This window comes from Paenisporosarcina sp. P4_D4, assembly GCF_056401835.1.
In genome coordinates this window covers 40302-66288 of record NZ_JBFUIO010000010.1, presented here as the reverse complement: position 1 = coordinate 66288, position 25987 = coordinate 40302, and the positions used below count along the sequence as shown (strand labels likewise).

General features: G+C 39.9%; 30 protein-coding genes and 1 riboswitch. Of the genes, 28 read left to right on the top strand and 2 right to left on the bottom strand.

The genetic code is table 11. The features are described from left to right. Nucleotides 1-8: 8 nt before the first annotated feature. The 6 genes from AC1DSL_RS04960 to flgL all read left to right on the top strand — a co-directional run bounded on the left by AC1DSL_RS04960 (nt 9) and on the right by flgL (nt 3981). Nucleotides 9-434 carry a flagellar basal body-associated FliL family protein gene (locus AC1DSL_RS04960; RefSeq protein ID WP_477531384.1) on the top strand — a complete coding sequence of 142 codons (426 nt, stop codon included), beginning with the start codon at nt 9-11 and terminating at the stop codon, nt 432-434. Nucleotides 435-502: 68 nt separating this feature from the next. After that, complete coding sequence (locus tag AC1DSL_RS04955) at nt 503-940, top strand: flagellar protein (RefSeq protein WP_477531383.1); 438 nt, start codon at nt 503-505, stop codon at nt 938-940. A gap of 25 nt (nt 941-965) precedes the next feature. After that, nucleotides 966-1238 carry a flagellar biosynthesis anti-sigma factor FlgM gene (gene flgM, locus AC1DSL_RS04950; protein WP_016429521.1) on the top strand — a complete coding sequence of 91 codons (273 nt, stop codon included), beginning with the start codon at nt 966-968 and terminating at the stop codon, nt 1236-1238. A gap of 29 nt (nt 1239-1267) precedes the next feature. Continuing rightward, nucleotides 1268-1750 (top strand): flagellar protein FlgN, encoded by a 483-nt coding sequence (locus AC1DSL_RS04945; protein ID WP_016429522.1) that lies wholly within the window; start codon nt 1268-1270, stop codon nt 1748-1750. A 25-nt stretch (nt 1751-1775) separates the two neighbouring features. Continuing rightward, a complete protein-coding gene (gene flgK / locus AC1DSL_RS04940) occupies nt 1776-3074 on the top strand; it encodes a flagellar hook-associated protein FlgK (protein WP_477531382.1) in 1299 nt (432 codons plus the stop codon). Nucleotides 3075-3096: 22 nt separating this feature from the next. Further along, nucleotides 3097-3981: a flagellar hook-associated protein FlgL gene (flgL, locus tag AC1DSL_RS04935; protein WP_477531381.1), complete on the top strand. Its 885-nt coding sequence runs from the start codon at nt 3097-3099 to the stop codon at nt 3979-3981. Between the two features lie 583 nt (nt 3982-4564). On the opposite strand, the gene AC1DSL_RS04930 is transcribed toward flgL, so the two are convergent. Both AC1DSL_RS04930 and AC1DSL_RS04925 read right to left on the bottom strand, forming a co-directional pair. Next, nucleotides 4565-5395, bottom strand: coding sequence for a flagellar hook-basal body protein (locus AC1DSL_RS04930; RefSeq protein ID WP_477531380.1), 831 nt, complete (start codon nt 5393-5395; stop codon nt 4565-4567). Between the two features lie 14 nt (nt 5396-5409). After that, nucleotides 5410-6252: a flagellar hook-basal body protein gene (locus AC1DSL_RS04925; RefSeq protein WP_016429526.1), complete on the bottom strand. Its 843-nt coding sequence runs from the start codon at nt 6250-6252 to the stop codon at nt 5410-5412. 230 nt (nt 6253-6482) lie between these two features. Then, nucleotides 6483-6567: riboswitch (cyclic di-GMP riboswitch) on the top strand. Between the two features lie 83 nt (nt 6568-6650). Between AC1DSL_RS04925 and flgB the strand changes: the two genes are divergently transcribed. Genes flgB through AC1DSL_RS04815 form a run of 22 tightly spaced genes read left to right on the top strand, consistent with a single transcriptional unit; the run spans nt 6651 to nt 25740 of the window. Then, nucleotides 6651-7052, top strand: coding sequence for a flagellar basal body rod protein FlgB (flgB, locus tag AC1DSL_RS04920; RefSeq protein ID WP_477531379.1), 402 nt, complete (start codon nt 6651-6653; stop codon nt 7050-7052). A 5-nt stretch (nt 7053-7057) separates the two neighbouring features. Continuing rightward, a complete protein-coding gene (gene flgC / locus AC1DSL_RS04915) occupies nt 7058-7513 on the top strand; it encodes a flagellar basal body rod protein FlgC (RefSeq protein ID WP_477531378.1) in 456 nt (151 codons plus the stop codon). A gap of 24 nt (nt 7514-7537) precedes the next feature. After that, complete coding sequence (gene fliE / locus AC1DSL_RS04910; RefSeq protein WP_477531377.1) at nt 7538-7834, top strand: flagellar hook-basal body complex protein FliE; 297 nt, start codon at nt 7538-7540, stop codon at nt 7832-7834. Between the two features lie 22 nt (nt 7835-7856). Further along, complete coding sequence (gene fliF / locus AC1DSL_RS04905; protein ID WP_016429530.1) at nt 7857-9500, top strand: flagellar basal-body MS-ring/collar protein FliF; 1644 nt, start codon at nt 7857-7859, stop codon at nt 9498-9500. A gap of 11 nt (nt 9501-9511) precedes the next feature. Continuing rightward, nucleotides 9512-10525: a flagellar motor switch protein FliG gene (fliG, locus tag AC1DSL_RS04900; protein ID WP_477531376.1), complete on the top strand. Its 1014-nt coding sequence runs from the start codon at nt 9512-9514 to the stop codon at nt 10523-10525. Then, nucleotides 10518-11315, top strand: a complete 798-nt coding sequence (locus tag AC1DSL_RS04895) for a FliH/SctL family protein (RefSeq protein ID WP_477531375.1) — start codon at nt 10518-10520, stop codon at nt 11313-11315. Before fliG ends, AC1DSL_RS04895 begins: the two co-directional genes overlap by 8 nt. After that, the gene (fliI, locus tag AC1DSL_RS04890) at nt 11296-12618 is read left to right on the top strand and encodes a flagellar protein export ATPase FliI (protein WP_016429533.1); all 1323 of its coding nucleotides are present in this window, start codon (nt 11296-11298) and stop codon (nt 12616-12618) included. The genes AC1DSL_RS04895 and fliI overlap by 20 nt, the downstream gene beginning before the upstream one ends. Then, nucleotides 12615-13079 carry a flagellar export protein FliJ gene (gene fliJ, locus AC1DSL_RS04885; protein WP_016429534.1) on the top strand — a complete coding sequence of 155 codons (465 nt, stop codon included), beginning with the start codon at nt 12615-12617 and terminating at the stop codon, nt 13077-13079. Before fliI ends, fliJ begins: the two co-directional genes overlap by 4 nt. Before the next feature lie 7 nt (nt 13080-13086). Then, nucleotides 13087-14415 (top strand): flagellar hook-length control protein FliK, encoded by a 1329-nt coding sequence (locus tag AC1DSL_RS04880; RefSeq protein WP_477531374.1) that lies wholly within the window; start codon nt 13087-13089, stop codon nt 14413-14415. Between the two features lie 18 nt (nt 14416-14433). Next, entirely contained in the window at nt 14434-14898 is a 465-nt protein-coding gene (locus AC1DSL_RS04875; protein ID WP_477531373.1) for a flagellar hook capping FlgD N-terminal domain-containing protein, read from the top strand. A 42-nt stretch (nt 14899-14940) separates the two neighbouring features. Then, nucleotides 14941-15765 carry a flagellar hook-basal body complex protein gene (locus AC1DSL_RS04870; protein WP_036660289.1) on the top strand — a complete coding sequence of 275 codons (825 nt, stop codon included), beginning with the start codon at nt 14941-14943 and terminating at the stop codon, nt 15763-15765. A gap of 52 nt (nt 15766-15817) precedes the next feature. Continuing rightward, entirely contained in the window at nt 15818-16033 is a 216-nt protein-coding gene (locus AC1DSL_RS04865; RefSeq protein WP_036660291.1) for a flagellar FlbD family protein, read from the top strand. Between the two features lie 16 nt (nt 16034-16049). After that, complete coding sequence (fliM, locus tag AC1DSL_RS04860; protein ID WP_016429538.1) at nt 16050-17036, top strand: flagellar motor switch protein FliM; 987 nt, start codon at nt 16050-16052, stop codon at nt 17034-17036. After that, on the top strand, nt 17026-18096 hold the full coding sequence (gene fliY, locus AC1DSL_RS04855) for a flagellar motor switch phosphatase FliY (protein ID WP_477531372.1): 1071 nt from the start codon (nt 17026-17028) through the stop codon (nt 18094-18096). The genes fliM and fliY overlap by 11 nt, the downstream gene beginning before the upstream one ends. Before the next feature lie 26 nt (nt 18097-18122). After that, nucleotides 18123-18803 carry a flagellar biosynthetic protein FliO gene (locus AC1DSL_RS04850; protein ID WP_477531371.1) on the top strand — a complete coding sequence of 227 codons (681 nt, stop codon included), beginning with the start codon at nt 18123-18125 and terminating at the stop codon, nt 18801-18803. Next, nucleotides 18800-19492, top strand: coding sequence for a flagellar type III secretion system pore protein FliP (fliP, locus tag AC1DSL_RS04845; RefSeq protein ID WP_477531370.1), 693 nt, complete (start codon nt 18800-18802; stop codon nt 19490-19492). Before AC1DSL_RS04850 ends, fliP begins: the two co-directional genes overlap by 4 nt. A 15-nt stretch (nt 19493-19507) precedes the next feature. Continuing rightward, nucleotides 19508-19777, top strand: coding sequence for a flagellar biosynthesis protein FliQ (gene fliQ, locus AC1DSL_RS04840; RefSeq protein ID WP_016429542.1), 270 nt, complete (start codon nt 19508-19510; stop codon nt 19775-19777). 10 nt (nt 19778-19787) lie between these two features. Next, nucleotides 19788-20567, top strand: a complete 780-nt coding sequence (fliR, locus tag AC1DSL_RS04835) for a flagellar biosynthetic protein FliR (RefSeq protein ID WP_477531369.1) — start codon at nt 19788-19790, stop codon at nt 20565-20567. Continuing rightward, nucleotides 20568-21656, top strand: a complete 1089-nt coding sequence (flhB, locus tag AC1DSL_RS04830) for a flagellar biosynthesis protein FlhB (RefSeq protein WP_477531368.1) — start codon at nt 20568-20570, stop codon at nt 21654-21656. A gap of 22 nt (nt 21657-21678) precedes the next feature. Next, nucleotides 21679-23739 (top strand): flagellar biosynthesis protein FlhA, encoded by a 2061-nt coding sequence (gene flhA, locus AC1DSL_RS04825; protein WP_477531367.1) that lies wholly within the window; start codon nt 21679-21681, stop codon nt 23737-23739. Next, nucleotides 23736-24890: a flagellar biosynthesis protein FlhF gene (gene flhF / locus AC1DSL_RS04820; RefSeq protein ID WP_477531366.1), complete on the top strand. Its 1155-nt coding sequence runs from the start codon at nt 23736-23738 to the stop codon at nt 24888-24890. The genes flhA and flhF overlap by 4 nt, the downstream gene beginning before the upstream one ends. After that, entirely contained in the window at nt 24883-25740 is an 858-nt protein-coding gene (locus AC1DSL_RS04815; protein WP_477531365.1) for a MinD/ParA family protein, read from the top strand. The genes flhF and AC1DSL_RS04815 overlap by 8 nt, the downstream gene beginning before the upstream one ends. The last annotated feature ends 247 nt before the right edge of the window (nt 25741-25987 follow it).

Below are 25987 nucleotides of genomic sequence, written 5' to 3'. Positions count from 1 at the left end.
GGTGTACCATGGGAAAAATGAAAGTTTTAGTCATCCTCTTCTTCGCTATCATTTTATTAGGCGGGGGAGCCATGTTTTTTTTGAAAGAAGAAGTAATGGGCAAGGAAAAGGAAAAAGTAATTTCAGCAGAAGAACTGGTTGAAATGAGTGTTGACACCGACGTCATCACAACCAATCTAGCATCCGCCAACAATTTTGCAATTGTTCAGTTCAATATTTTGTTAAGTAGCAAGGAAACGAAAGAAGAGGCGGAAAAACGTAAACCTGAAGTACGCGCAGCCATCATTTCCACTGTTGCTGGCTTTACAAAGGACGAGTTAATTGGCAAGGAAGGCATTGTCAAACTTGAAAAGGAACTATCTGCAAAACTTGAAGGTATTGTGGAAACAGGAGAAGTCGAACGGGTATTGGTAACGGAATTTAAATTACAATAATTCGTATTTGTACTAAACATTTTGTGAGAAGTGCCGATATATACATTAGAAAGATTCAGGTGATTTAAATGCAATCAGGTCAATTGGATAACTGCAGGATTTGTGGCAAATTGTTTCTCAGAGAGCATACAGATTATTGCTTGAGCTGTTACAAAAAAACTGAGGAAGATTTCAAACTGGTTGCCGACTTTTTAAAAGACGAGAAAAATCGTTTTGCTACGATTGAAGAAGTAAGCATAGAAACGGATGTTTCCTTGAAACAGGTTGCTGATTTCATTCGTGACGGTCGTATATTTGCAGAGGACTACCCGAACCTGGGTTACCGCTGTGCGCATTGTAGTAAAAAGATAAAAAGACAATTGTTATGTGACGAGTGTTTCAATCAATTCTCATCTGAAATCAATCAAACCTTGAAAAGAGAAAATCTCCAAAATGAGATTAGAAATAAACAAGATAAAAAATCGACAAAAGTGAACACGCCACAATATTGGCAGTTAAAGAAATGAAAATAAACGACAGGGCGGTGAAGGAATGAATATCGATAAGACGACAGGTTCTTCCTTTATTCAATCTTATCAAAAACAAATGCAGGTCTCCCAAGTTGGCAAAACGAGACCATTGCAAAAAGAAGACCAGCTTCAAATTTCAAATCAAGCAAAAGAGTTATTTGAAAAGAACACCGAAATAGATTTAGACAGACAAGAAAAGATCAGCACATTAAAGGCACGAATTCAGTCAGGTGAGTATCAAATTCACAATGATAAAGTGGCAGATAAAATCTATCAATTTTGGTTTGATAAATAGATTTTCGTCTATATAGAGGAGGGTGTCGGATGCTTCAGTTAATCACGACGCTGAAAGAATTGATGGTAATACTGGAAAAACTCATCAACTTGGCGGAACGAAAGAAAGTTGTTTTAGTCGAGCGAAAAGTGGACGAGTTGAATCAACTGGTACAAGAGGAAGCAAAGATTATAAAACAGCTCAATCAAGTAGATCAGGAGCGTGAACAGCTGGTTGAAAGTGTGATGCAAAATCATCCTTCTCTTAGTTTCAGTCAATTTGTAGAACAACTTCCAGATGAACTTACGAGGAAAAATCTACAATCAAAATTGAAAACATTACAACAGCTCATGATGGAGCTGCATGATATAAATAAAGTAAATGAGTCACTAATTGAAGACTCAGTGAATTTTGTTCAACATATGATCGAACACATTACTAAGTCAAAACAACAACACTTCAATTATCAATCTCCTATAGGTCAACAAAAATCACAAACAAGCAATCGGGGCTTTTTCGATACAAAAGCTTGATTGACGTTAGAAGGTAGGGAATAAGATGGTTTCAACATTTCACGGATTAGAGGTTGGGAAGCGCGGATTAATGATGGGGCAGGCAAGAATTGCAACAACAGGTCACAATATTGCCAATGCAAATACCAGAGGCTACTCACGCCAACAAGTGAATGCATCCACTTCCCCTTTTCTAAACATTTGGACAAGTGGTACGGTCAACCCCGGCCAACTTGGTACTGGGGTCTCATTGGACTCCATTACTCGTGTGAGAGACAAGTTTTTAGACGGAAAATTTCGTGAGCAATACGCAAAACTAGGTGAAGCATCCGTCAAACAAGAAACACTTGATCAACTTGAAACGATTATCAATGAACCAAGCGAAACGGGATTAAGTTCTTCAATGGATCAACTGTGGGGAGCTTGGCAAGACTTGGCGAATGATCCGGATAGCCTTTCCGCTAAAGCAGTAATCAAAGAAAGAGCACAGGCTTTCATCGATACCGCGCAAGCTATGGATAGTGCAATGACAGGTGCTAAAGCGGACTTGGATAACCAATTGACTGCGAAAATTAAAGAAGCGAACGGTTATTTGGAGCAAATTGCCCAGTTGAACGACAGCATCAAACGCAATGGTACGCAGGCGAATGATTTATTGGATAAGCGAGATGTACTTGTTGAAGAACTATCGAAAATTGTGGATATTAAAGTTGCCGACCAAACAGACGGAACTTATAAAATCAGCTTAAGCTCTGGTGAAACACTAGTTGATGGATCAGCTGTTAATGAGCTTGCCACTGTAGCTGATAGTGATCCAACTACTACTGAAGTTATTGTTAGTGATTTAGTCGGAGGCGAATTATCCGGTATCCTTAAATCAATAGATACGGTTGATGAGTACCAAGCGAACCTGAACAAAATTGTCAATGATTTTGTCCAGGCAAACCAGATGTCATCAACGGATCCCAACGTACCTGGAGAAAATCTATTCAGCGGGAATACGATTGCTTCACTTAAAGTCAATCCGTTAATTGAATCTGATAGTAGCCAAATTACTTCTTTGATTCCGGGCAATGAGCAAAAATACAAGAGCGTAAACAATGAATACCGAGCGCTTGTTAGTGAGCTTGGGGCGGAAAGCCAAACGGCCATCCGCAATGTGGCAAACTATGAAGCAACATTGCTAGCGACAGATAGCCGTCGTCAATCGATAACGGGTGTTTCACTAGATGAAGAAATGGCTAATTTAGTTCAGTACCAACATTCATATAGTGCTGCAGCAAGAATGATTTCAACGACGGATCAGATGCTCGATACAATCATCAACCGCATGGCTGCACGTTGATGAAGCGCATGGGAGGAAAATGATGATGAGAGTTACACAGCAAATGTTACATCAAAATTCAGTTCGCCATATGAATCAGAACTTGAGTCGACTGGAAAAAACCAATAATCAAGTGACGACAGGCAAACAGCTACACCGCCCATCTGATGATCCGAATGGCGTAAGTAAGGCTATGAACCTGAAAAGTGCACTTGTTGCTAATGATCAATTTGAACGTAATACCAATGAGGCTAACCTTTGGTTGGATGAATCAGGTCAGACGATTAACGACATGGTAAATGTCATGCAGAAAGTACGTGAACTAGGAGTCCAAGGAAATAACGGGATTCTTTCGGATTCTGATCGTAATATCGTTGCAATAGAAGTGGAAGAATTGACCGAGCAAATTCGTCAATTTGCCAATTCAAAAGTAAACGGCAAATATATATTCAATGGTTTAAAAACGGATGAGCCTCCTTATCCCAATAAAAATTCCTATCAAAATGATACATTTGATACGAGTGGCAAAATGTTTACGATTGCGGATGGCGTAGCAGTAAAAGCAAATGTCACTGCCGATGAGTTATTTGGAAATGCTGCTGATAATACCAATCTGTTTAACACATTGAATTTGCTAGCTTCGGATCTTCGTTCGGGTTCTGACATTCAGATGAATCAAATCGATAAAGGCATCGATCGAATGTTAACTGTAGCAGCAGATGCGGGCGCAAGAAAGAACCGCGTTGAAGGAATTGAAAATCGGATTCAAGACAGCAATATTGAACTTAAGTCCTTGTTATCAAAACTGGAAGATGTGAATTATGCAGAAGCCGTCACGAAGTTGAAAAGTGAAGAGAGTGTCTATCAGGCAAGTCTTGCTGCTTCAGCAAAAATCATTCAGCAAACTTTGATGGATTTTCTAAGATAAAGAATAAGGAGCATTCGCCATATGGTAAGTACTCCTGTTCATCTTGTTGACAAAAGAATATTAATCAAAATAAAAGTATAAAAATTCTCATTCTTATCTTTTGCACTCTATCGAAAAATATTACGGTCGGCTATTTCTTTCGCTTTCTGCGGACGAAACGCTAGCCTCCTCGGCTCAGCTGTCTATGACAGCTAAGCCTGTGGGGTCTAGCTTATTTCGTTTTTCCGCAGGAGTCTTCAGAAATAGCCGACGATCTTACTATTGAAATAATATGAAGAGATACGCAAACAGAAACGAAATCCGTTGATTGGAGTGGAAGCGGAGACTAAAGCCGTGCCCGTGAAACGCGTCCGCCGCAAAGGAAATTAACATTTTCTTGCATACGTTCTTTTTCATTAGTATTCAGTTATATTCAATCTATTTATTTTTTGTCTACAGTCTATAAGGAGCATTCGCCATATGGTGAGTGCTTTTTTGAATTTACATATTGGGTGAACGAAAATAAAACTTCATAGGAAAATTAAACAATAGAAAAAAGGATAGGATTAATGACAAAGTCACTAAACCCATCCTTCTATTTAACTTATGATTTCATTGTATTGACCAAGCCCATCATATCATCCGCAAATGAGATCGCTCTTCCTTGGGATTGCAGCAATCGTTGAGTAGAAATTAATTCGGTCATTTCATCAGTCATATCAACATTGGACATTTCGAGTGCCCCTTGAGTGATTCGGAACGAACCATCATTGTTTCCAATTTGCAGGGTACCGTTTGCTACTTGATTTGCTTCCGTTCCAGGAAGTTGATAACGGTTGGCTCCGATTTTTTCGAGCAGGTTTGGTCTGTTAATTTGGGCAATGCTCAACTGGATTTGGGTTGGCTGTTTTGAAGTATTTCGATAAGAAACTTCAAGTGTTCCGTTTTCTGTTACTTTGATGTTGTTATAATCTCCATCAAAAACAATCGGGCGGTTATTGCTATCGAGAACCGAATCACCAGAAGACGTGACCAAGTTTACTTGGTTAGAATTCAGGATCGGCTGAACTTGAAATGATCCATCTTTTGTATAGTAAGTTTTTCCTTCGGAAGCCACGCGGAAAAATGCATCATTTCCTTGAATCATGAAATCAAGAGGGCGATCCGTTTTTTTCATGGACCCTTGTTCAGTCCGAATCGACGTCTGGGAAATGATTGCACCAGAACCAACTCGAAGACCGTTCGGCGTGATTCGGCCAATTTCGTTGTGAGTTCCGGCTTGCTTTTCAATGGATTGATAAAGGGCATCTGAAAAGTTCGCTTCCTGACGTTTGTACCCGTTTGTATTTAAATTGGAAATATTATTAGCAATGATATCAATTTTTTTCTGCAATTCACGCATGGATGTTGTGGCGGAAATCATTTGGATACTCATGTATTCATACCTCCTTAGTAAATACGGCCAATCTCATTGACTGCTTTTTCCATGCTGCGGTCATATGCCTGTATGACTTTTTGATTCGATTCGAAACCTCGATAAGTGTTCATCATTTCCGTCATTGTTTGAGTCAGATCCACATTGGATTGTTCGATAAATCCTTGTTTGACGAAGGGACCGGTTAAGCCTGTACCTTCAATGGACTGAGGACCTTCTGCCGGATTTCCTTCCCAGCGTAATAATCCCTGACCCTGTTTAACTAATTGTTCAGGCTGTTCGGTATACCCAAGCCATAGACGATTTGTAGCGGAACCATTTTGTAGAATAATCTGGCCATCTTCTTGAACTGTAAATTCTTTTGAGTTCACTTGGATAGGTTGCAAGTTTTGATTCAAGACATTGTAACCGTCACTCGTTTTCAGGAAGCCGTTTTGATCAACTGAAAATTGTCCATTTCGTGTATACCGGACTTGGTCATTTTCCAGTCCAACTGCAAATACAAGAGAACCCTTTTTCTGAGTGACCGGATTCACGGGCAAACTTTCATCAAGAAGAGCAAAGTCTGTTGTATTTCCTGTGTCTTTTAGTGGTCCTTGAAGAAATGAAGGAATTCCTTCCTGTGTATATACGCCTGTATTTAAAGTGCCCACAGTGGATTGACCCATTTTCATGGTACCGCCAGTCGTGCTTTTCATTTCCATTGCTTTTATCAATTGTTCAGGAAACGCACGCAAGACATTTTGATCTTGTTTAAATCCAGGAGTACTCGCATTGGCTAAATTATTTGTCAAAATTTGTTGTTTTCTGTTATTTGCCATCATACCTGATGTGGCAGTATATAAACCACGAAACATGCCTTTTTTCTTCCTTTCAAACGCGATAGGGTTGAATATGCGTTAGCATAACACGAAGTTGACAGAAAATATAGGTCAATATTGTAAATTAAGGTAAACAAAATACAACAAAAAATAAAAATATACAAATAGACGAAAATGTGAGATTATATTTTTGGTACAAATATTACTAAAATATGACGAAATATGACACGATATGACAATTAGATTAAAATGTAGAGTTTTTATCATACCGATAACGGCAAACTTATTCGAAAGATAAGGACGCAAAGCCACGGGCCTAAGTGAAATCGATAGGGCAGCCGGGTTACCGAAGATGGAAGCTTTTAAAGTTATCCACCTTTAATTAAAGGTGGATTTTTATATGGACCAAACACTTAAACATGGGGGGTTAAAAGATGAAACTATTTCCTCAATCTTTTCAGTCATTGGAGCAGGCATTATCAAATGCCACATTAAAGCAGCGAGTTCACTCGGCTAATATCGCAAATGTCGATACACCCAATTACAAGAGCAAGCAAGTGAGCTTCAAGTCTACATTAAATGATGCAATCAATAACCAAGGCATGTCCAGTTACAAAACAAATGCAAAACATATTTCTTTCAGCAGTGAATCGTCTGATTTTAATCCGACCATAAAAGAAAATAAGTCCACACAATTCAATCCTAATGGAAACAATGTAGATATGGACTATGAAATGGCAGAGTTAGCCAAAAATCAACTATGGTATAACGCCGTAACGGAAAGAGTGAACGGCAAATTCAACAGTTTACGAACAGTAATCAATGATGGGAGGTAGCAGTTATGAGCTTATTTAATGGTTTTAATATCAGTGCATCAGGGTTAACGGCGAATCGTATGCGAATGGACGTTGTTTCTTCAAACATTGCCAATGCCAACACATCTCGTGCGCAACTTGTAAACGGCGAATGGGTACCGTATCGTCGGAAATCTGTGGAATTATCACAAAGTGGGGTATCACCATTTCAACAGCAACTTCAGTCGGCAATGAATAATCAGTCTTCTAAAATTTCGGGAGTTACTGTTTCAAAAATTGATGAAGATAAAGCACCATTTACACTTTCCTATGACCCTTCTCATCCTGATGCTGACGATGACGGGTATGTTCGTTTGCCAAATGTTGATCCGATAAAAGAAATGGTCGATCTCATGTCTGCAACACGTTCATACGAAGCGAATATTACAGCATTGAACGCTTCGAAGAATATGTTCATAAAAGCTTTGGAGATTGGTAAATAATCTATCAGATTGCTAGGAGGCACTATGGATAAATTAAGCTTGACTCAAACACCATTTATACAAAACCAATCAATCACAAAACTAAAGCCTGAAGATAAGGTGGAAGGTTTTGGTCAACTATTTAAACAAACGCTCGAAAAAGTAAATGCCGCACAGAACACATCGGATAAACTGACCAACCAATTGGTAACGGGTGAAGTACAGGATGTCCATGAAGTGATGATTGCTTCACAAAAGGCAAGTCTTTCTTTGCAACTTACCGTTCAAGTACGAAACAAGGTTGTTGAAGCTTACCAAGAAGTGATGAGAATGCAACTATGATTTTTAGGATGAGATGAGATAAATGAAAGAAAAAATATTGGTTTATAAAAACAAAATAATAGAATCATGGGGCAGTTTTTCTCCAAAAATAAAATGGTCTGTGGCCGGCACGTTTTTTATCACATTACTTTTACTTTTTGTATTTGTTTTTTTAAACTCCCGCCCGAGTTTTGCGGCGCTATATACTGGTTTGTCTCCTTCAGAGGCTGGTGAAATCAAGACGGCAATCGAAGAGCAAGGAATTCCAGTACAAGTTTCATCTGATGGGAAGTCTATCAGTGTGCCGAATGAAGAAGTGGCCAACTTAAAAGTTAGTTTGGCAGCGGACGGCATTCCGAAAAGCGGGAACGTAAACTACAGCATCTTCAGTGAAAATATGGGGTTGGGAATGACAGATCGTCATTTTGATGTAGTGGAACGAGACGCAATGCAAAACGAACTTGCTGATTTGGTTAAGCAAATTGATGGCGTAACCGAAGCAAACGTAATGATCACACTTCCAAAAGAAAATGTTTGGATATCGGATGAAGAACAAGTGGCAACGGCATCTGTTGTTGTAAAAGGTGATCCATCCTTTCAACTAGATCAGAAGCAAGTCAATGGTCTGTATCATCTAATCAGTAAAAGTGTACCCAATTTGCCTCAAGAAGAAATTGTCATAATGGATCAAAATGGTCAGGTTTTCGAGATTCAAAAAGAAAACCAACTGGATACGGCCTTATCTGTCTATCAACAGCAACGGGAAATCAAAAAGGATATTGAACGAGATATTCAGCGTGAACTGCAACAAATGCTGGGATTGACACTGGGACATGACAAAGTGGTCGTGTCAGTCATGACAACGATTGATTTCACCAAGGAAAAGCGGGAAGAAAACCTGGTTGAAGCCGTGGATAAAGAAAAGAATGAAGGCATCGATATCAGTGTAGAAAGAATTGTAGAGTCCTATTCGAGTGAAGGGGCGGCTATTGCTGATGCAACTGGGACTGGAGAGACTGAAATCGCCAATTACCCAGGGGTTGATGGTGAGGGGAATTCGAAATCCGATAAAACGGAAGAACGTATCAATCGTGAAGTCAATCGAATCAACCGCCAAATTGAATTGAGTCCATATGTCATAGATGACATAACAATCAATGTTGGAGTTGAACCTCCCAATCCTGAAAATCCGGATAGCTTAACACAACAAAATATAGATGATATCAGCAATCTCTTGAAAAACACGGTAAGTACTTCATTAAGCATGAATGGAACGCAAGTGACGGAAGAAGCGCTGGATGACCGTATATCAGTATTCGCAACGGAGTTCCAAGGAAAACCTGTGGTTGACGGTGAAGCACAGGGTGAATCTTTGTTGTCAATGAACAATATCTCGAACCCACTGTTTTGGATTATCGTTGGGGGTGTTGTCCTACTTCTGATTCTGATAGTTTTAATCTTCATAATCCGTAAAAGGAAGCGTGAACGCATGGAGGAAGAAGAAGAATATGTTCTTGATATGTTTAATCAACCTATCGAAAAAGTCAGCAACTTTGAAGAAGCTGAGGTTGACCTATCCGAGTTCAATACAAAAGCAAATCCTAAGAGAAAAACGATTGAAAAGCTTGCTACAGGTAGACCTGAAGACTTTGCTAAATTGTTACGCTCTTGGATGGCAGATGAGTAGGAGGGTGACACATGGCTAAAAATGCAAGAGAGCTAAGTGGGATACAAAAAGTTGCCGTATTGTTAGTGGGATTGGGACCGGACGTGTCTGTGGAAATTTTTAAACAGTTGACGGAACAAGAAATTGATCAAGTAACAATGGAAATTTCAAATATACGACAATTAAAAAACAGTCAAACAGAACAGGTAATCGATGAATTTTATGAAATGATTCTTGCCCAAGATTATATGAATGAAGGCGGCCTAGAATATGCAAAGGATATTCTTGAAAAAGCGCTAGGTAAAGAAAAGGCAATGGATGCAATTGGCAGATTAACGAGCAGGTTGCAAGTTAAACCGTTCAGTTTCGCAAGAAGAGCAGATCCGAATCAAATCTTGAATATTTTACAGCATGAACATTCACAAACGATTGCACTAGTACTATCGTATTTGGAACCAAAGCAATCATCGCAAATCCTTTCTGCACTGCCTCCTGAAAAGCAAGCAGAAGTAGCAAGGAGGATTGCCTTAATGGAGAGTACTTCGCCTGAGGTTATTCATCAGGTTGAACAAATTCTTGAGAGAAAGCTTTCGGCTACTGGATCACAAGATTACACATCTACCGGTGGTGTAGAAGCAATTGTTAGAGTGCTAAGTAAAGTGGATCGTGGTACCGAGAAAGCTATTCTTTCTAAGCTGGAAACCGAAACTCCTGATCTTGTTGCAGAAATCAAGAAGCGGATGTTTGTATTTGAAGACATCGTGAACTTGGATACACGTGCCATTCAACGTGTCATTCGTGAAGTTAATGATGCAGATTTAACTTACGCATTGAAAGTAGCAAGTGATGAAGTGAAGGATACGGTTTATTCCAATATGTCTACAAGACGGGCAGATCAGATTCGCGAAGAAATTGGATTAATGGGTCCTGTGAAACTCAAAGATGTAGAAGACGCACAAACAAACATTGTTACGTTGATTCGTAGTTTAGAAGAAAAAGGCGAAATCATCGTGGCCCGTGGTGAAGGGAATGAAGTGATTGTCTAATATCATTCGCTCGCATTCGCTCCCGACCAATGAAAAGAAAATAATTCATACAAAAAAAATAGAAAGCAAAACATTGGACTTGAATGAACAAGAACTCGATCCAGTTTTGCAGAAGAAACAGTTGTTAATGGAAATCGAAGCATTGGAAACACAGTACGGAGATCTTCAGAAGCAAATGAATAATGAAATGGAAAGTGCCCGAACGGAAATTGAACACTGGTGGTCAGAAAAGCAAGATGAAGCCGTGCAGGAAGCTAGAAGAATGGCAGAAGCAGCATCTGAACAAGGTTTTCAAGCGGGTTTTGAGCAGGGCAAGCTGTTAGCGGAAGAAGAATTCCGGCAAAGACGCGAGGAAATGCATGTATTGATAGAGACGGCATACGAAGAAAAGGCAAAAATTGTTCAGGAATCTGAGTCTTTCTTATTGTCACTCAGCGTTAGAGTGGCTGAGAAAGTTATCAAAAAAGAATTGAAGCAGCATGATGACCAGTTACTGAACGTCGTAAAGCAAGCCTTAAAGCATATAGAAGAGTCAGAAGATGTCACTATGCAAGTATCGCTTGAAGATTATCCGATAATTTTACCGTTTCTGGAAGAATTAAAGACCTATGTAAAAGCTGACTCAGAGTTTAAATTGGTTCCGGTTGCCAACCTTTCCAAAGGTGGCTGTATGATTCATACGGCAAGTGGTTCTTATGATGTCACGATTGACAGTCAGCTGCAGGAGATTAAAAAGCACTTACTGGCTTATTGTGAGGAGAAAACCAACGATGAACCTAAGGGAAGATGAGTACCTCGAATTATTGGAAGAGATTGAGCCAGTAAAAAAGCATGGGAAAGTGATTCAAGTTATCGGCCTGACCATTGAATCAAGAGGACCATATGCAAAAATTGGAGAACTTTGTCTGTTGTATCCGAACCACTATGAGCGGCCAATTGAAGCTGAAGTGGTCGGCTTCAAAGAAAACAAAATTTTGCTTATGCCGTTGAAGGACGTATCTCAAATAGGTCCAGGATGCCTGGTTGTTGCAACCGGATATCCACTCCAAATCAAAGTGGGACCATCTATTTTAGGAAAAGTTCTCGATGGAACGGGCCAGCCGTTGGATGAAAACATACTTCCGAAAGGGTTGAAGAAATATTCAACCAATAATACACCACCGAATCCATTGAAAAGACCGAGAATCGATAAACCATTGGAAGTTGGTGTAAGAGCCATTGATGGACTATTGACAGTTGGACAAGGCCAGCGTGTTGGTGTGTTTGCAGGAAGTGGCGTCGGAAAAAGTACATTGCTTGGTATGATTGCCCGCAATACAGAAGCTGATGTCAATGTAATTGCTCTGATAGGTGAGCGGGGCAGGGAAGTTCGAGATTTCATTGAACGCGACCTTGGTCCTGAAGGGTTAAAAAAGTCGGTCGTCGTTGCGGCAACTTCCGATCAGACGCCATTACAACGAATAAAAGGTGCTATGACCGCTACAGCCATTGCGGAATATTTCCGTGATCAAGGAAAAAACGTCATGTTGATGATGGACTCGGTGACACGCTTTGCTATGGCACAACGTGAAGTGGGACTAGCGGTTGGTGAGCCACCAACGAGTAAAGGATACACACCAAGTGTTTTTGCACTGCTGCCAAAATTGCTGGAACGTTCCGGAACGTCTAACAAGGGCTCGATTACCGCTTTCTATACAGTGCTGGTTGATGGAGACGATATGAACGAACCAATTGCCGATGCTGTCCGAGGTATTCTAGATGGGCATATTGTATTGGATCGGAAAATAGCTCAAAAAGGTCAATTCCCGGCAATCAATATTATGTCGAGTGTCAGTCGGGTCATGCATGATGTTGTATCGGACGAGCACCAGAAGGCAGCTGTTGAATTCAAAAGATTGTTGGCAGCTTATGATGCATCGGAAGATCTGATTAATATCGGCGCTTACAAAAGCGGAGCCAACAAAGAAATAGATGATGCCATCCGTTCCTATCCACTGATAAAAGAATTCTTGCAACAAGATATTTATGAAAAGACAAAGCTGGAAGAGAGTATCGACCGGCTAACAGCGCAATTTGGGGGAGCACAGACGTGACGCAATTCAACTTTAGATTTCAAAAAATATTGGATTTAAAAGAGAATGAAAAAGGCTTGGCGCAAATGGAAATGGCGGATGCCATCAAACAACAAGAAATAGGCCATCGAAAAAAAGAAGCAATCCATAAAAAAATTATGGATGCAGAACGTTTGAAAAAAGAAAAACAGCAGGATGGAGTCAACATTTCGGAATTAAGAATGTTGGTCAATTATATCCATCAACTTCAGGAGCTATTGATTTCCTTGAATCGCGAGCTGGAGCATTTACAGAACAATGTGTCGAGAAAACAAACTCATTTGCAAATGAAAGCTCAAGAAGAAAAGACATGGGGAAATCTAAAGCAACAAGAACTTACTATATATGTTGAGCAAAGCAAAATGGCAGAACAGAATTTCTTCGATGAATTGGCAAGTACAAGGTTTTACCGAACAACACAAGCAAGTTTAGCTGAAGGGTGATGAAAAAATGGAAACTATGAGTTTATCTATTCCTTCCAACATTTCAACTTCAAAGCCCATTGCATCAAAACAAAGTAGTGGGTCAGCCACGGTAAATTTCGCTGCACTATTAGGTTCTGTAACTGCAGAAGGACAAAGTGCAAGCGAAGAAAAAGTAAATCAACAGGAAGCACTGCTGGGAAAACTTCAGGATGTGTTGCAAACCTTGCAGGAAATACCGAAAGAAAATTTGTCACCTGAAGAGCAGGAAATGATGTATGTAATCGTACAGATGCTTTCTCTTCAAACGGTTCAAATAGAAAACCAGCTACATAGTGTCGAGCCTGGCCAAGTAACGAGTGATTCAGTTCAGGAAAAACTGATAAATCAGCTGAACCAGATCGATCAGGAAATTCAAAAACAATCAACTGTTACTAAATCATTCGAAGCCACTGCAGAACTTGTGGGGGTAGAAGAAAATATTTTAGCTGATCCGAAAAAATTAGAGCAGGCATTTAAACAATTGGTCGCCTTTATCCAGCAACTTGATAACGAACAGCAGGCTATTACAGGAAAACAACAGCAAAATGAAGTGGCAAAAATATTTAAACAAATGGACAGTTTTACACAACAACCAACTGACCAAACACAGTTAACTGAACCTCCAAGGAATAATGGACTGATTGTAGACACTTCACGACCACTATCAACACAATCCATTTCACAGCTTCAACAATTGGATGGTAACGCTGCACGAGTGGAACCTGTTCCAACTGAAGTGAATGTCCAAGTTTTAACTGGCGCTGCATCGGAAGTCGCAAAAGCTAGCCAAGCTCCAACGCGCCCGGAAGCAAGTGCACCACCGCCACCAGCACCAACTGTTCATATGTCAAACCTGATTGAAGAGTTAGGTGGGGTGCTGAAAGGTTCTTTCCGTTTAAATGGCACGCAAGAAGGAACGCAAATAAAAGTGAACATCTTTCCAGAACATCTCGGACAACTGGATATTCGTTTGACAGCTTCAGAAGGAAAGATTGCAGCCCAAATCTTCACCAGTAACTTACTGGCTAAAGAAGTGTTGGAACTTCAAGTGAATCAGTTAAGAAATTCATTGCTTCAGCAGGGTGTAACGCTTGATCGTATTGAAATTTCGCAACAGAGTTCGCAGCCATCATTTGGACAACAAAACGCACACCCAGATCAGCGTTTTTCACAACAACAACAGCAACAACAGCAACAACAAAAGCAAGGAAACGCATCACACAATAAAAACGGCTATCAACGAATTGAAGAAGAAGCCGCTATAGAACGTTACCATTCGTCAGAGGGATTAATGAAAGTAGATTATACAATATAACGAGGAAGGGGCATTGCAATGAATGTGAATAGTTCTAGCACGGTCAAAATGCCGAAGGCAGGCGCAACAATGCACACAGAGCCACAAAATGGACTTGGTAAAGATGCTTTCATGCAAATCCTTGTGACACAAATGAAGAACCAGAATCCTTTGGAGCCGATGAAAGATACGGAATTCATCGGACAGATGGCTCAGTTCAGCAGTTTGGAACAGTTAACAAACTTGAATCAGGCAATGAATCTGTTTATTGGTCTTCAATGGAGACAGTCACTATCCGAAAATGCTGATTTAATTGGTAACAAGGTGTATTGGGAGCGGGAAGTAAACGGGGAGTTGCAGTCAGGTGAGGGGATTGTCAAGGGACTAGAAATCGTAAATGGGGAGTTAATAGTCGAGCTTGAGGACAACATCAAGGTTCCAATCGACTCAATCCATCGTATTGAAAAAGAGTCAAAAACAATAAATGAACAGGAAATTGTCTAATCCACAAAAGGGATAAGGCAATATTTGAAAGGGGAAAAACAAATGTTACGTTCAATGTATTCTGGAGTATCAGGTATGAAAGGTTTCCAAACAAAATTAGATGTGATCGGGAACAATATTTCGAATGTAAACACGATTGGATACAAAAAAAGCACAATCAACTTCCAGGATTTATTAAGTCAAAACTTATCAGGCAGTGGTGTTAATTCGATGCAAGTTGGTTTAGGATCAATGACTTCTGCAATCAATGTGATTCATAATCCAGGTTCATTTATGACAACTGGTGTTGGATCAGATGTGGCTATAAATGGCGATGGATTCTTCGTAGTTCAAGATCCAACGGTACCGGCTAATAGTACTGCAGATCGCTATTTGACTAGAGCTGGTAATTTTGTTGTTAATGCACAAGGGAATCTTGTTACTTCACAGGGCTACAATGTAATTGGTAGACGAGAACCTGCCACAAACCCTGCAATCTACGAACCAATTAAGATTGATTCGAATACTTATGAGTCCTTTAGCATCAATCTCTTAGGTGAAGTAGTTGGTAAAGACGCGAATGGAACAGAAACAATAATTGCTTCTATCGCAATTGCACAACCTGACAATCCAGCTGGACTAAATAAATCAGGCGGATCTTTGTATGAATTAACTTCTAAAGCTGATTCACAAACACTGACTCAAATGATTGGAACTGCAACGACAAATAATGTCGAAGTGGGTTCAGGCATGCTCGAAATGTCCAATGTTGATTTGACAGAGGAATTCACAGAAATGATTATCGCTCAACGTGGTTTCCAGGCAAACTCACGTACGATTACTACTTCTGATGAAATCTTACAAGAAGTCGTAAACTTGAAACGATAAAATAGGGAGGGCAGGCTGAGAGGGATGAAGCGTCTCTCCAGCCGCTTTTAACATGATCCAATTAACGAAACTTAATCGAACACCATTTACATTAAATGCTCTTTATATCGAAAGAATTGAATCCACTCCAGATACTGTGGTCACGTTGGGGTCAGGAAAGAAAGTACATGTTTTGGAGTCAGTTGAAGAAGTAACGAATAAAGTGACAGCTTACTACCAAAAATTAAACCTTTTGCCGAGTTTGCAGAAGCCAAACTGGATGGAATGAAGGGAGGACGGTCCTAGTGGATTTCTTATCAGATGAAAATATTGAGACCATTCTATCGTCCTTGAAAAAGGAAGAACCTAAGCCGGTTAAACCCAGCAAGGAAAGAAATGTTAAAACATACGACTTTAAAAAGGCAATGCGTTTTTCACAAGATCAAATTCGAACACTAAATAGAATACATGAAAACTTTGCCCGACTGCTGACATCCTATCTTTCTACACAGCTTCGTACATTCGTGCAGATTTCTGTTACATCTGTTGAGCAATATCCTTATGAGGAATTTATCAATAATGTTCAGAAGAAATCCATTTTGGGTGTTTTTAAAGCGCCACCGCTTCAAGGAAGCATGGTTATGGAATTCTCTCCGGATGTGGTGTATGTCACAGTGGATAGAATGCTTGGTGGACAAGGGAACATCTCCCTAAAAAGCAGCGATTTAACGGAAATTGAAATCAGTGTGATTCAACGGATTTTTGTTAAAGCACTGATCAGTTTTCAAGAAGCCTGGTCGTCTGTAGTAAAACTGTCTCCGGAGTTCAAAGAAATAGAAGTGAATCCTCAGTTCTTAACCATGTTCCCGCCTAATGAAACAGTTATTATAGTAGCATTGCATGCAAAAATTGGTGATGTTGAAGGAATCATCAATATTTGTTTGCCGCATGTAGTGTTGGAGCAAATTTTACCGAAGTTATCCGCTCGCCATTGGTTGGCTAATCAGAAAAAAAACGTGGTTAATCAGGAAGTTGCAGCCTTGGAGAAGAAATTGCAAGCCACGAAACTAAATGTTAAAGCAATATTAGGTCGATCAACGATAGACGTTGGCGATTTTTTGAATCTTAAACGCGGTGATGTCATTCGCTTAAATGAGTCTTACGATGCTCCTGTAACAATATTGGTAGATGATAAACAGAAATTTTTTGCACAACCTGGGGTTTCGAAAGGACGAATGGCTGTGCAAGTAACCGAAGTTCATAGAGAAGGAGATGAATTCGATGAAAACTGATAAGTTATCTCCAGATGAAATCAAAGGTTTACTGGAGCAAAGTGGAACGGACGATGAAACGATTTCCGAGAGTTCCCTATCGAAGCGTGAAATGGAAGCATTGACAGAGTTATTGAATGTATCACTGGGAAGTTCGTCTGCAGTGCTTACCACTCTATTTTCTCAGCAAGTAAGTTTCTCTACTCCAAAACTAATCATCAGACAAAATGATCAGTTATTAACCAATACAAAAGAGCCCTTCATCGTGGTCCTGGGAGAATATGAGGGTGGCATCAACGGCTTACAAATTCTTTCCCTACATGTAGATGATGTTCAGACCATGACAAACCTGATCTCTACGGACAGCGAAGAGAAACATATCAGAAAACAATTTCAAGTGGTAGAAGAAGTGGTACAAAAAATGTTTACTTCTGTCTCACAATCAATGACTACAGTACTAGACCAAGAGGTTTCCCATTCCTTGTCATCGATGGACTTGATAGAAACACTGAAAGACTTCCCTGTTGCAAAATTTACTGATGAAAAATGGTTTGTAGAAGCAGATTTCCAACTGAAAATAGGTACTCAGGAAAATATCAGCCTTCAACTATATATTCCTGTCCGCTTGGGGAAACAAGTGGTAGAAATATTAACAGATTTATTGGAAGAAGGAAGTCATCCAGAGGAGACAAAAGAAATGCAATTTCAATCCACTACTCAAACAGATGTAACTACTAAAACGGACGAATCAGGTTCATCACCTAAAATCCAATCTGTTCAGTTTTCAAATTTCGATGAATCCGGCTCCGCACATTCAGAACCGAACAATTTGGACATGTTACTCGACATTCCACTTCAAGTAACGGTTGAACTGGGAAGAACGAAACGAATGGTGAAAGAAATTTTGAGTGTTTCCCAGGGCTCGATTATTGAACTTGATAAATTGGCAGGTGAACCTGTCGATATTTTAATCAATAACAAGTTAATCGCTGTAGGTGAAGTTGTCGTGATTGATGAAAATTTCGGCGTCCGTGTAACAGATATTTTAAGCACAGCAGAGCGTATTTCAAAACTACGTTAATGCCGTAAGTAAGGAGTTTGCCAGGTTTGATTCAAAAAAAATATGTAAAAGTACTTGCGATGATTTTACTTTTCACTTTATATGTGATGTTGACCCCGAATTTGGCAAATGCTGCTAAAGATCCGACCGTAAAAGAATCTTTGGCTGAAGAAAATCAGTCCGATGAAAAGGTAGAGCCGGTTGTTGAAGAGGAGTTAAAGCCTACTCAAAACACTAGTCTAGTGACCATCATTATTAAACTTATATTCTATACGTTGCTGATTCTCGTCATGATTTATGGATTGATTAAGTTTCTGGCAGTAAGACAAAAGAAATTCCAACCAAATCAAGCAGTTAAATTAATGGGCGGAACTCCATTAGGTAACAATAAATCACTTCAACTTGTAAAAGTAGGTGACAAGGTTTATCTACTAGGAGTGGCAGATCAAGTCACATTGATTAAGGAATTTTCAAATAAGGATGAGATTAGCAGTATTGAGAATGATTTAGAGCAGCAACCAAATATGTTGTCAAACCCGATCATGAATTTATCGAACTCGATCGTCGATTTTTCGAAAGAAAAGATAAGCAAGCGGTTGGAATCTAAACCTACAAATGGTTTTGAACAATTATTCAAGCAAAGCCTGAATAAACAAAAGAGTAAACAAGACCAACTCAAGCAAGATTTGAACAAAGCAGATGATGAAAAGGAAGGTAAATCAGAATGATGATGACAAACTTCCTTCTTTCACTTAGCATTCCTGGCATCAATTTTGGTACGGATGCGCCGGGAGATGTTTCCATTACATTGCAGATTTTGTTCCTGATGACCATCCTTTCGCTGGCTCCAGGAATCTTGATCATGCTCACTTGTTTTACTCGAATCATCATCGTGTTGTCATTTGTTCGTACCGGTTTAGGGACACAGTCTATGCCACCGAACCAAGTGCTAGTCGGACTAGCCCTGTTTATGACCTTTTTCATTATGACGCCAGTAATTAATGAAGTTAACGAAACGGCCTTACAGCCATATCTGGCGGGGGACCTCGCACAAGAGAAAGCGTTGGATACTGCAGTGATGCCAATTAAGGAATTTATGGCAGAACATACGCGACAAAAAGATCTCGCTTTGTTTTTTAAATACGCTGGTTTGGAAAAGCCAGACAGCGTTGAAGATATCCCGTTAAGCTCGCTTATTCCGGCGTTTGCCATCAGTGAGTTGAAGACTGCATTTCAAATTGGCTTTGTCATATTTATCCCGTTTTTGATCATCGATATGGTTGTTGCCAGTACGTTAATGGCCATGGGGATGATGATGTTGCCTCCGGTCATGATTTCGTTGCCATTCAAGATCCTGTTGTTTGTTTTGGTTGATGGCTGGTATTTAATTATAGAATCGCTGCTTGTCAGCTTTTAGGGAAGGAAGAAAACGATGACTCCAGATACGGTGATCAAATTAGCGGAACAATCGATATATATGATCATTATCATATCTGCTCCCATGCTATTAATTGCACTTGCTGTCGGACTGATTGTCAGTGTGTTCCAAGCGATGACACAAATTCAGGAACAGACACTTGCGTTCATTCCGAAAATATTGGCAGTGTTTTTGTCCATTGTGTTGTTTGGACCATGGATGCTGACGATCTTATTGGATTTTACAAGAGATTTGTTCCAACAACTTCCGCAACTAATCGGATAGTGGGATTGATATGAATACTATTTTTGAGATGTACCCATATCTACTGCTGATCTTTGTTCGATTAACTAGCTTTTTCCTCGTTGCGCCTTTATTTTCAATGAAAGGTGTTCCGAACCAATTCAAGGTTGGATTGGGGTTTTTCATTTCATTAATTGCCTTATCCGGAATGGACGCTGATGAAGCACTTCTAATGGATTCCCATTACATCCTGCTGATCATAAAAGAACTTGCAGTAGGCATCGCACTTGGCTTTACAGCAGCATTATTGTTATACACAGTTCAAATAGCGGGAGCATTCATCGATTTTCAGATGGGCTTTGCCATTGCCAGTGTGATGGATCCGCAAACAGGCAGTCAGGTGCCGATTATTGGTCACTTCAAATATATCTTGGCACTGCTTTTTTTATTGACCGTTAATGGACATCATTTAATGCTGGATGGAGTCATGCAAAGCTTCAAGTCATTTCCGGTTGAATCTGTTTCCTTCTCGGCTGATTTTGGTGACATCACTCATTTTTTCACGACATTATTTGTAGAAATGTTCGTCATCGCCTTGCAGATCGCATTACCGATTGTTGGCGCACTATTTCTGATTGATGTAGCTCTTGGCATTTTAGCCAAGACCGTCCCACAATTAAACATTTTTGCAGTCGGGCTGCCATTGAAGATTTTTGTAGGGTTTATCATGCTATTACTTTCGATGCCCATTTTCTTTTACTTATTACAAATCCTGTTCGAAAAAATAATGGTAAGCATGTCTCAGCTGATTAAGTTGATGGGGGGACCATAAGTGCAAAAAAGATATCCTCTCGACTTACAGTTTTTTGCTTCGGAAAAGACAGAAAAAGCAACACCTCAAAAGAGGCAGGAGTCAAAAAGAAAAGGTCAAGTGGCCAAAAGTGCTGAAGTACCTGCTGCATTAATTATGCTTGGTGGAATTATGTTGCTCAATTTTTTGGGTGGCTGGATACTGGATCGGCTTCTAGCAATCTTTCAAATCAATTTCACTCAGTATATTGGATGGGAGTGGAGCCCGGAAAATATTCGCACCTTGTTCGAACAAATGACGTTCAATGCAATAATGATCACGGCTCCAATTATGATTATTGCGATGGTATTCGGCTTTTTGGGGAATTACATTCAAGTTGGGTCTCTATTTACGACAGAGCCTCTCAAGATGAAGCTTGAACGTTTGAATCCGATAGAAGGTGCCAAGAAAATCTTTTCCATGCGTGCATTGGTGGAACTAGTAAAGTCATTACTTAAAATCGCCATTATTGGCTTTGCCGCTTTTAATGTTTTATGGTCGGCAAAAGAAGAGTTGTTTTTACTCTCACAAAAAAGTATCGGCGATTCCTTGTCATTTATCGGTTCCCTTGTTTTCAAGGTGGGGATGGTTGCATCAATTATCTTATTAGTTTTAGCCATAATGGATTACATGTATCAAAAGTATGAATTTGAAAAGGGCATTCGAATGTCTAAGCAAGACATCAAGGATGAATTCAAGAAGGCAGAGGGAGATCCTCTGATTAAATCCAAAATTAAAGAACGACAAAGACAAATGAGCATGAATCGAATGATTCAGGACTTGCCGAATGCAGATGTTCTGATTACAAACCCCACTCACTATGCGATTRCAATTAAGTATGATGCAGAAACCATGGAAGCGCCAATGGTCATTGCAATGGGGAAAGACCATCTTGCCCTGAAAATTAAAGAAAAAGCTAAAGAACTTGAAATTGTGATTATGGAAAATAAACCCCTTGCCCGTGCTCTATACAACCAAGTGGAAATAGGTGACTATGTTCCAGAAGAATTGTTTTTGGCGGTTGCAGAGGTTTTAGCATATATCTATCGCTTAAAAGGAAAGATTAAATGAATTTATGGGAGGAGGAAACAGCATGAAAATCAAAGATTATCTCGTCTTAGTTTCAGTCATTATGATTGTCGTGATGATGGTTATTCCTCTTCCGCCGATTTTACTGGACTTCTTGATTATGATAAACATCAGTATTTCCTTGACGATTATTTTAGTAGCGATGAATACGAAAGAAGCGCTTCAATTTTCAATCTTTCCTACGTTACTCTTACTGACAACGTTGTTCCGTCTCGGATTAAATGTTTCTACAACTCGATCTATTTTAACCAATCAAACAGGGGGAGAAGTTGTTGAAACGTTCGGTTCATTCGTAGTCGGTGGAAGTCCCGTTATTGGTATATTGGTGTTTTTAATTTTAGTTATTATTCAGTTCTTGGTCATTACTAAGGGGTCAGAACGTGTGGCGGAAGTAGCAGCTCGTTTTACTCTTGATTCTATGCCAGGTAAACAAATGAGTATCGATGCAGACCTTGGAGCAGGAATGATTTCTGACCAGGAAGCTAAAAAACGCAGGGAAAAGGTAAGTCAGGAAGCTGATTTCTACGGTGCCATGGATGGTGCGAGTAAGTTCGTTAAAGGGGATGCGATAGCTGGTATTATTATCGTTCTCATTAATATTATCGGTGGCTTAATCATTGGAGTTGTCGTACACAAACTTCCAATCGGTGAAGCTGCTCAACTATTTACCTTATTATCCATCGGTGACGGTCTGGTAAGCCAGATTCCTGCATTGTTGATTTCTACTGCAGCCGGCATCGTCGTAACAAGAGCCGCTTCAGAAGGGAACTTAGGTTCAGATATTACGAAACAATTATTCGCTTATCCAAAGCTGCTTTATGTGGTGGCAGGAACTCTTTCTTTATTTGCTATTTTCACGCCTATCAGTCCTTTATTGGTGTTTCCAGTTGCTGGGCTTGTGGCGTTCGGAGGCTATAGAATGCAACGCACACTGAATGCCGAAGAAGAGGAAGAGAAAGAAGCTTCAAATGAAGGACAGGAGCTGGAAGGATTGAAAAGTCCTGAAAGTGTTGTTGACCTCCTCCATGTGGATGCTATCGAATTCGAGTTCGGATACGGCTTGATTCCTATTGCTGATAAGAATCAAGGTGGGGATTTATTGGACCGCGTCATTATGATTCGCAGACAATGCGCGATTGAACTTGGAATTGTGGTGCCTGTCATACGAATCCGCGACAATATTCAACTCTTTCCAAATCAATATGTCATTAAGATAAAAGGTAACCGAGTGGCTTCAGGTGAGATTATGCTTGATCACTACTTGGCAATGAGTCCTGGAGTTGATGACGAAAGCATTGAAGGTATTGCGACGGTAGAACCGGCATTCGGGATGCCAGCATTATGGGTCAATGAAGAAATGAAAGAAGAAGCGGAAATGGCAGGATATGCAATTGTCGATCCACCTTCTGTTGTCTCGACCCATCTAACGGAAGTTATCAAGAAACATGCCCACGAACTTATTGGCAGACAGGAAGTAAAAACCTTGGTTGAGAACTTAAGAGAAAACTCTCCTGCCGTCATTGAGGAATTGATTCCAAACTTAATGGCAATAGGGGAAGTGCAAAAGGTTCTCATGAAGCTGCTGAAGGAAAAAGTGTCGATCCGAAATTTACTCGTTATTTTGGAAACGTTGGCAGACTACTCACCTCAAACGAAAGATACAGATGTATTGACGGAGTATGTGAGACAAGCTTTATCCAGACAAATCACTTTGCAATATACGAATCCTAATGAGGCATTACAGGTTATTACGGCAGGTGCAAGTCTCGAGAAAAAATTTGCAGAGTCTGTGCATCGTACTGAACAAGGGAGCTACTTATCGATTGACCCAGAAGCTTCACAAACCATTTTTCAAAAGATTTCGGAACAAGTCACTCAGCTTCAACAATCCGGTGTGCAGCCTATATTGCTGACATCGCCTGCAACCCGCATGTATATGCGCCAATTCGTCGAACAATTTGCACCAGATCTTCCTGTCCTTTCTTATAATGAATTGGAACCGGAAGTAGAGATCCAAAGTGTTGGAGTCGTTAATATCTCAGGAGGGGTGGGTAGTTTCTCATGAGGCTGAAAACGTATGTTGTCAATAATATGACCGAGGCCATACCCAAGATCAAAAGAGACTTGGGTCCGGACGCTCTTATTTTAAATACAAAGCAAATTAAAACAGGTGGTTACTTAGGTTTTTTCAAGAAAGCCAAACTTGAAGTAATTGCTGCAGTTGAACCAGCACCAAGTGAATCAAAGCGAGTCGTATCAATCAAGCCTGAGATTCAAGCTTCTGAAAAGGAAATGGACGAGGATCCTGAGTTAAATAAATCAGTAAGTCCGATTGATAAGAATGAGGGAAATCTGGATGAGCTGATGAGTGAACTGAAAAGCCTGAAGCAGTTCATGTTCCAAGTGATTGATGAAGACCGTTTGCCAGAGACGTTAAAAGCACTAAATAAAAAATTAAATGCACAAGGAATTACCGCAGAAGTTCAATCGGAGATAATGGCTAAGCTGATGCTGGTTTTAGAACAGCATCCTAATACCTCAGAAGATAAAATTAAAGCTTTGGCTAAAAGAGAAATCATCAAGTTGATCAATGCCCATAAAAAAAGACCGAGCAGAAGAAAAGCAGATATCATTTGTTTTATTGGTCCAACCGGAGTAGGAAAGACCACAACCATTGCTAAAATAGCGGCTGATTATTTGCTGAGTGAAGATAAAAAAGTGGGACTGATTACGTCAGACACCTACCGGATTGCAGCAGTGGAGCAATTAAAAACGTATGCAGGCATTTTGAATATCCCAATCAGAGTAGTGGAATCTTCAGTCGACCTGAGTGCGGCTATAGATGATTTAAGCGGCTGCGATATCATTCTAATGGATACGGCCGGCAGAAACTATCAACAAAAACAGTATATTGATGATCTAAAGCAGATGCTTCCAGACAAGAAGGAAATACAAATTAACTTAGTGTTGAGCCTTACCGCCAAGTACGAGGATATGAAGAAAATCATTGATAATTTCCAAACAATTGTGATGGACCAGCTGATTTTGACAAAAAAAGATGAAACCAGTTCATCTGGTGCCATCTTGAACTTGATTTATCATTACTCAATCCCAATACGATATATTGCCAATGGCCAAAATGTTCCAGACGATATTCTTACCGTAACCCCTGAATTAATAGCAAACTTCGTATTAGAGGAAGATGAAAATGATTGATCAAGCTAATAAATTAAGGGAAAAAGTGTTGCAAAAGACACCCCAAAAAGAGCGGAGACAAACCCGGATTATTGCCGTCACCAGCGGAAAAGGTGGTGTCGGAAAATCAAACTTCGCACTGAATTTTGCTTTGAGTCTTGTTCAACAAAACAAGAAAGTCCTAATTTTTGACGTTGACCTGGGATTTGCGAATGTCGATGTATTACTCGGCAGATCCAACAAAGAATCCATCGCTACCATGATCGAAAAGGATTTATCTATTTGGGATATTATCGAAGAAGGACCGAATGGCTTGTTATTTATCTCAGGAGGATCGGGATTTAATGAGATGTTCAGCCTGGATGAAACGAAAATGAACAAATTTTTCAGTGAGTTAAGCTCGATACAAGGATCTGTGGATTATATTATTCTGGATACTGGTGCGGGATTATCTTATGAAAATTTACGGTTTATTTTAGCGGCTGATGACGTCATTCTAGTCACTACCCCAGAGCCCACTTCGATAACCGATGCTTATTCCATAGTGAAGATGGTTCACGCGAAGGATACGAATGTACATATTAAACTTATCATCAATCAATGTACGAGTGATAAAGAAGGAAAACAAACAGCCGATAACTTCAAAAAAGTGACCGAGCAATTTTTAAATAAACAAATCGGGACATTGGGGTTTATCCCAAGTGATATAAATATTCCAAATGCCGTCAAAAAACAAATCCCGTTTTTATTGGCTTTTCCAAACTGTCATGCTTCGCAGGCTATGCAAAATGTGACACACGAATTTCTTCAACTTCCTGTTTCTTATAAGCTTGGGATTAAAGGGTTTTTATTGAAAATGCTTTTTAAATAAAAGCAATGTTAAATGTTGTTGTTGATATTCCGCAAAACAGCTACGCTTTTCTAGGGTGAGCGCCAAGACTCCTCGGCGCTTCGCTTCTGCGGGGTCTTGACTGTCTCGTTTTCCCTCAGGAGTCTACGCTATTTTGCTCCATATATCACTAAAAATTAAGCGATATACTATTACTGTTCTAATTGATGATTGTAGTGGAAGGCGTCCGTCTGTTTCTGCATCGCTACGCTAGCTTCGAAACATGAAA

Coding starts and splice junctions, on each gene's coding strand:
- flgK (WP_477531382.1), top strand. CDS start 1,776: ATGGTTTCAACATTTCACGGATTAGAGGTTGGGAAGCGCGGATTAATG.
- fliE (WP_477531377.1), top strand. CDS start 7,538: ATGGATAAATTAAGCTTGACTCAAACACCATTTATACAAAACCAATCA.
- AC1DSL_RS04875 (WP_477531373.1), top strand. CDS start 14,434: ATGAATGTGAATAGTTCTAGCACGGTCAAAATGCCGAAGGCAGGCGCA.
- fliG (WP_477531376.1), top strand. CDS start 9,512: ATGGCTAAAAATGCAAGAGAGCTAAGTGGGATACAAAAAGTTGCCGTA.
- fliP (WP_477531370.1), top strand. CDS start 18,800: ATGATGATGACAAACTTCCTTCTTTCACTTAGCATTCCTGGCATCAAT.
- fliR (WP_477531369.1), top strand. CDS start 19,788: ATGAATACTATTTTTGAGATGTACCCATATCTACTGCTGATCTTTGTT.
- flhF (WP_477531366.1), top strand. CDS start 23,736: ATGAGGCTGAAAACGTATGTTGTCAATAATATGACCGAGGCCATACCC.
- fliY (WP_477531372.1), top strand. CDS start 17,026: ATGAAAACTGATAAGTTATCTCCAGATGAAATCAAAGGTTTACTGGAG.
- flgM (WP_016429521.1), top strand. CDS start 966: ATGAATATCGATAAGACGACAGGTTCTTCCTTTATTCAATCTTATCAA.
- flgL (WP_477531381.1), top strand. CDS start 3,097: ATGATGAGAGTTACACAGCAAATGTTACATCAAAATTCAGTTCGCCAT.
- flgB (WP_477531379.1), top strand. CDS start 6,651: ATGAAACTATTTCCTCAATCTTTTCAGTCATTGGAGCAGGCATTATCA.
- fliF (WP_016429530.1), top strand. CDS start 7,857: ATGAAAGAAAAAATATTGGTTTATAAAAACAAAATAATAGAATCATGG.
- AC1DSL_RS04880 (WP_477531374.1), top strand. CDS start 13,087: ATGGAAACTATGAGTTTATCTATTCCTTCCAACATTTCAACTTCAAAG.
- AC1DSL_RS04960 (WP_477531384.1), top strand. CDS start 9: ATGGGAAAAATGAAAGTTTTAGTCATCCTCTTCTTCGCTATCATTTTA.
- flhA (WP_477531367.1), top strand. CDS start 21,679: ATGAAAATCAAAGATTATCTCGTCTTAGTTTCAGTCATTATGATTGTC.
- AC1DSL_RS04815 (WP_477531365.1), top strand. CDS start 24,883: ATGATTGATCAAGCTAATAAATTAAGGGAAAAAGTGTTGCAAAAGACA.
- AC1DSL_RS04870 (WP_036660289.1), top strand. CDS start 14,941: ATGTTACGTTCAATGTATTCTGGAGTATCAGGTATGAAAGGTTTCCAA.
- AC1DSL_RS04955 (WP_477531383.1), top strand. CDS start 503: ATGCAATCAGGTCAATTGGATAACTGCAGGATTTGTGGCAAATTGTTT.
- AC1DSL_RS04925 (WP_016429526.1), bottom strand. CDS start 6,252: ATGTTTCGTGGTTTATATACTGCCACATCAGGTATGATGGCAAATAAC.
- AC1DSL_RS04945 (WP_016429522.1), top strand. CDS start 1,268: ATGCTTCAGTTAATCACGACGCTGAAAGAATTGATGGTAATACTGGAA.
- fliQ (WP_016429542.1), top strand. CDS start 19,508: ATGACTCCAGATACGGTGATCAAATTAGCGGAACAATCGATATATATG.
- fliI (WP_016429533.1), top strand. CDS start 11,296: ATGAACCTAAGGGAAGATGAGTACCTCGAATTATTGGAAGAGATTGAG.
- flgC (WP_477531378.1), top strand. CDS start 7,058: ATGAGCTTATTTAATGGTTTTAATATCAGTGCATCAGGGTTAACGGCG.
- AC1DSL_RS04930 (WP_477531380.1), bottom strand. CDS start 5,395: ATGAGTATCCAAATGATTTCCGCCACAACATCCATGCGTGAATTGCAG.
- AC1DSL_RS04865 (WP_036660291.1), top strand. CDS start 15,818: ATGATCCAATTAACGAAACTTAATCGAACACCATTTACATTAAATGCT.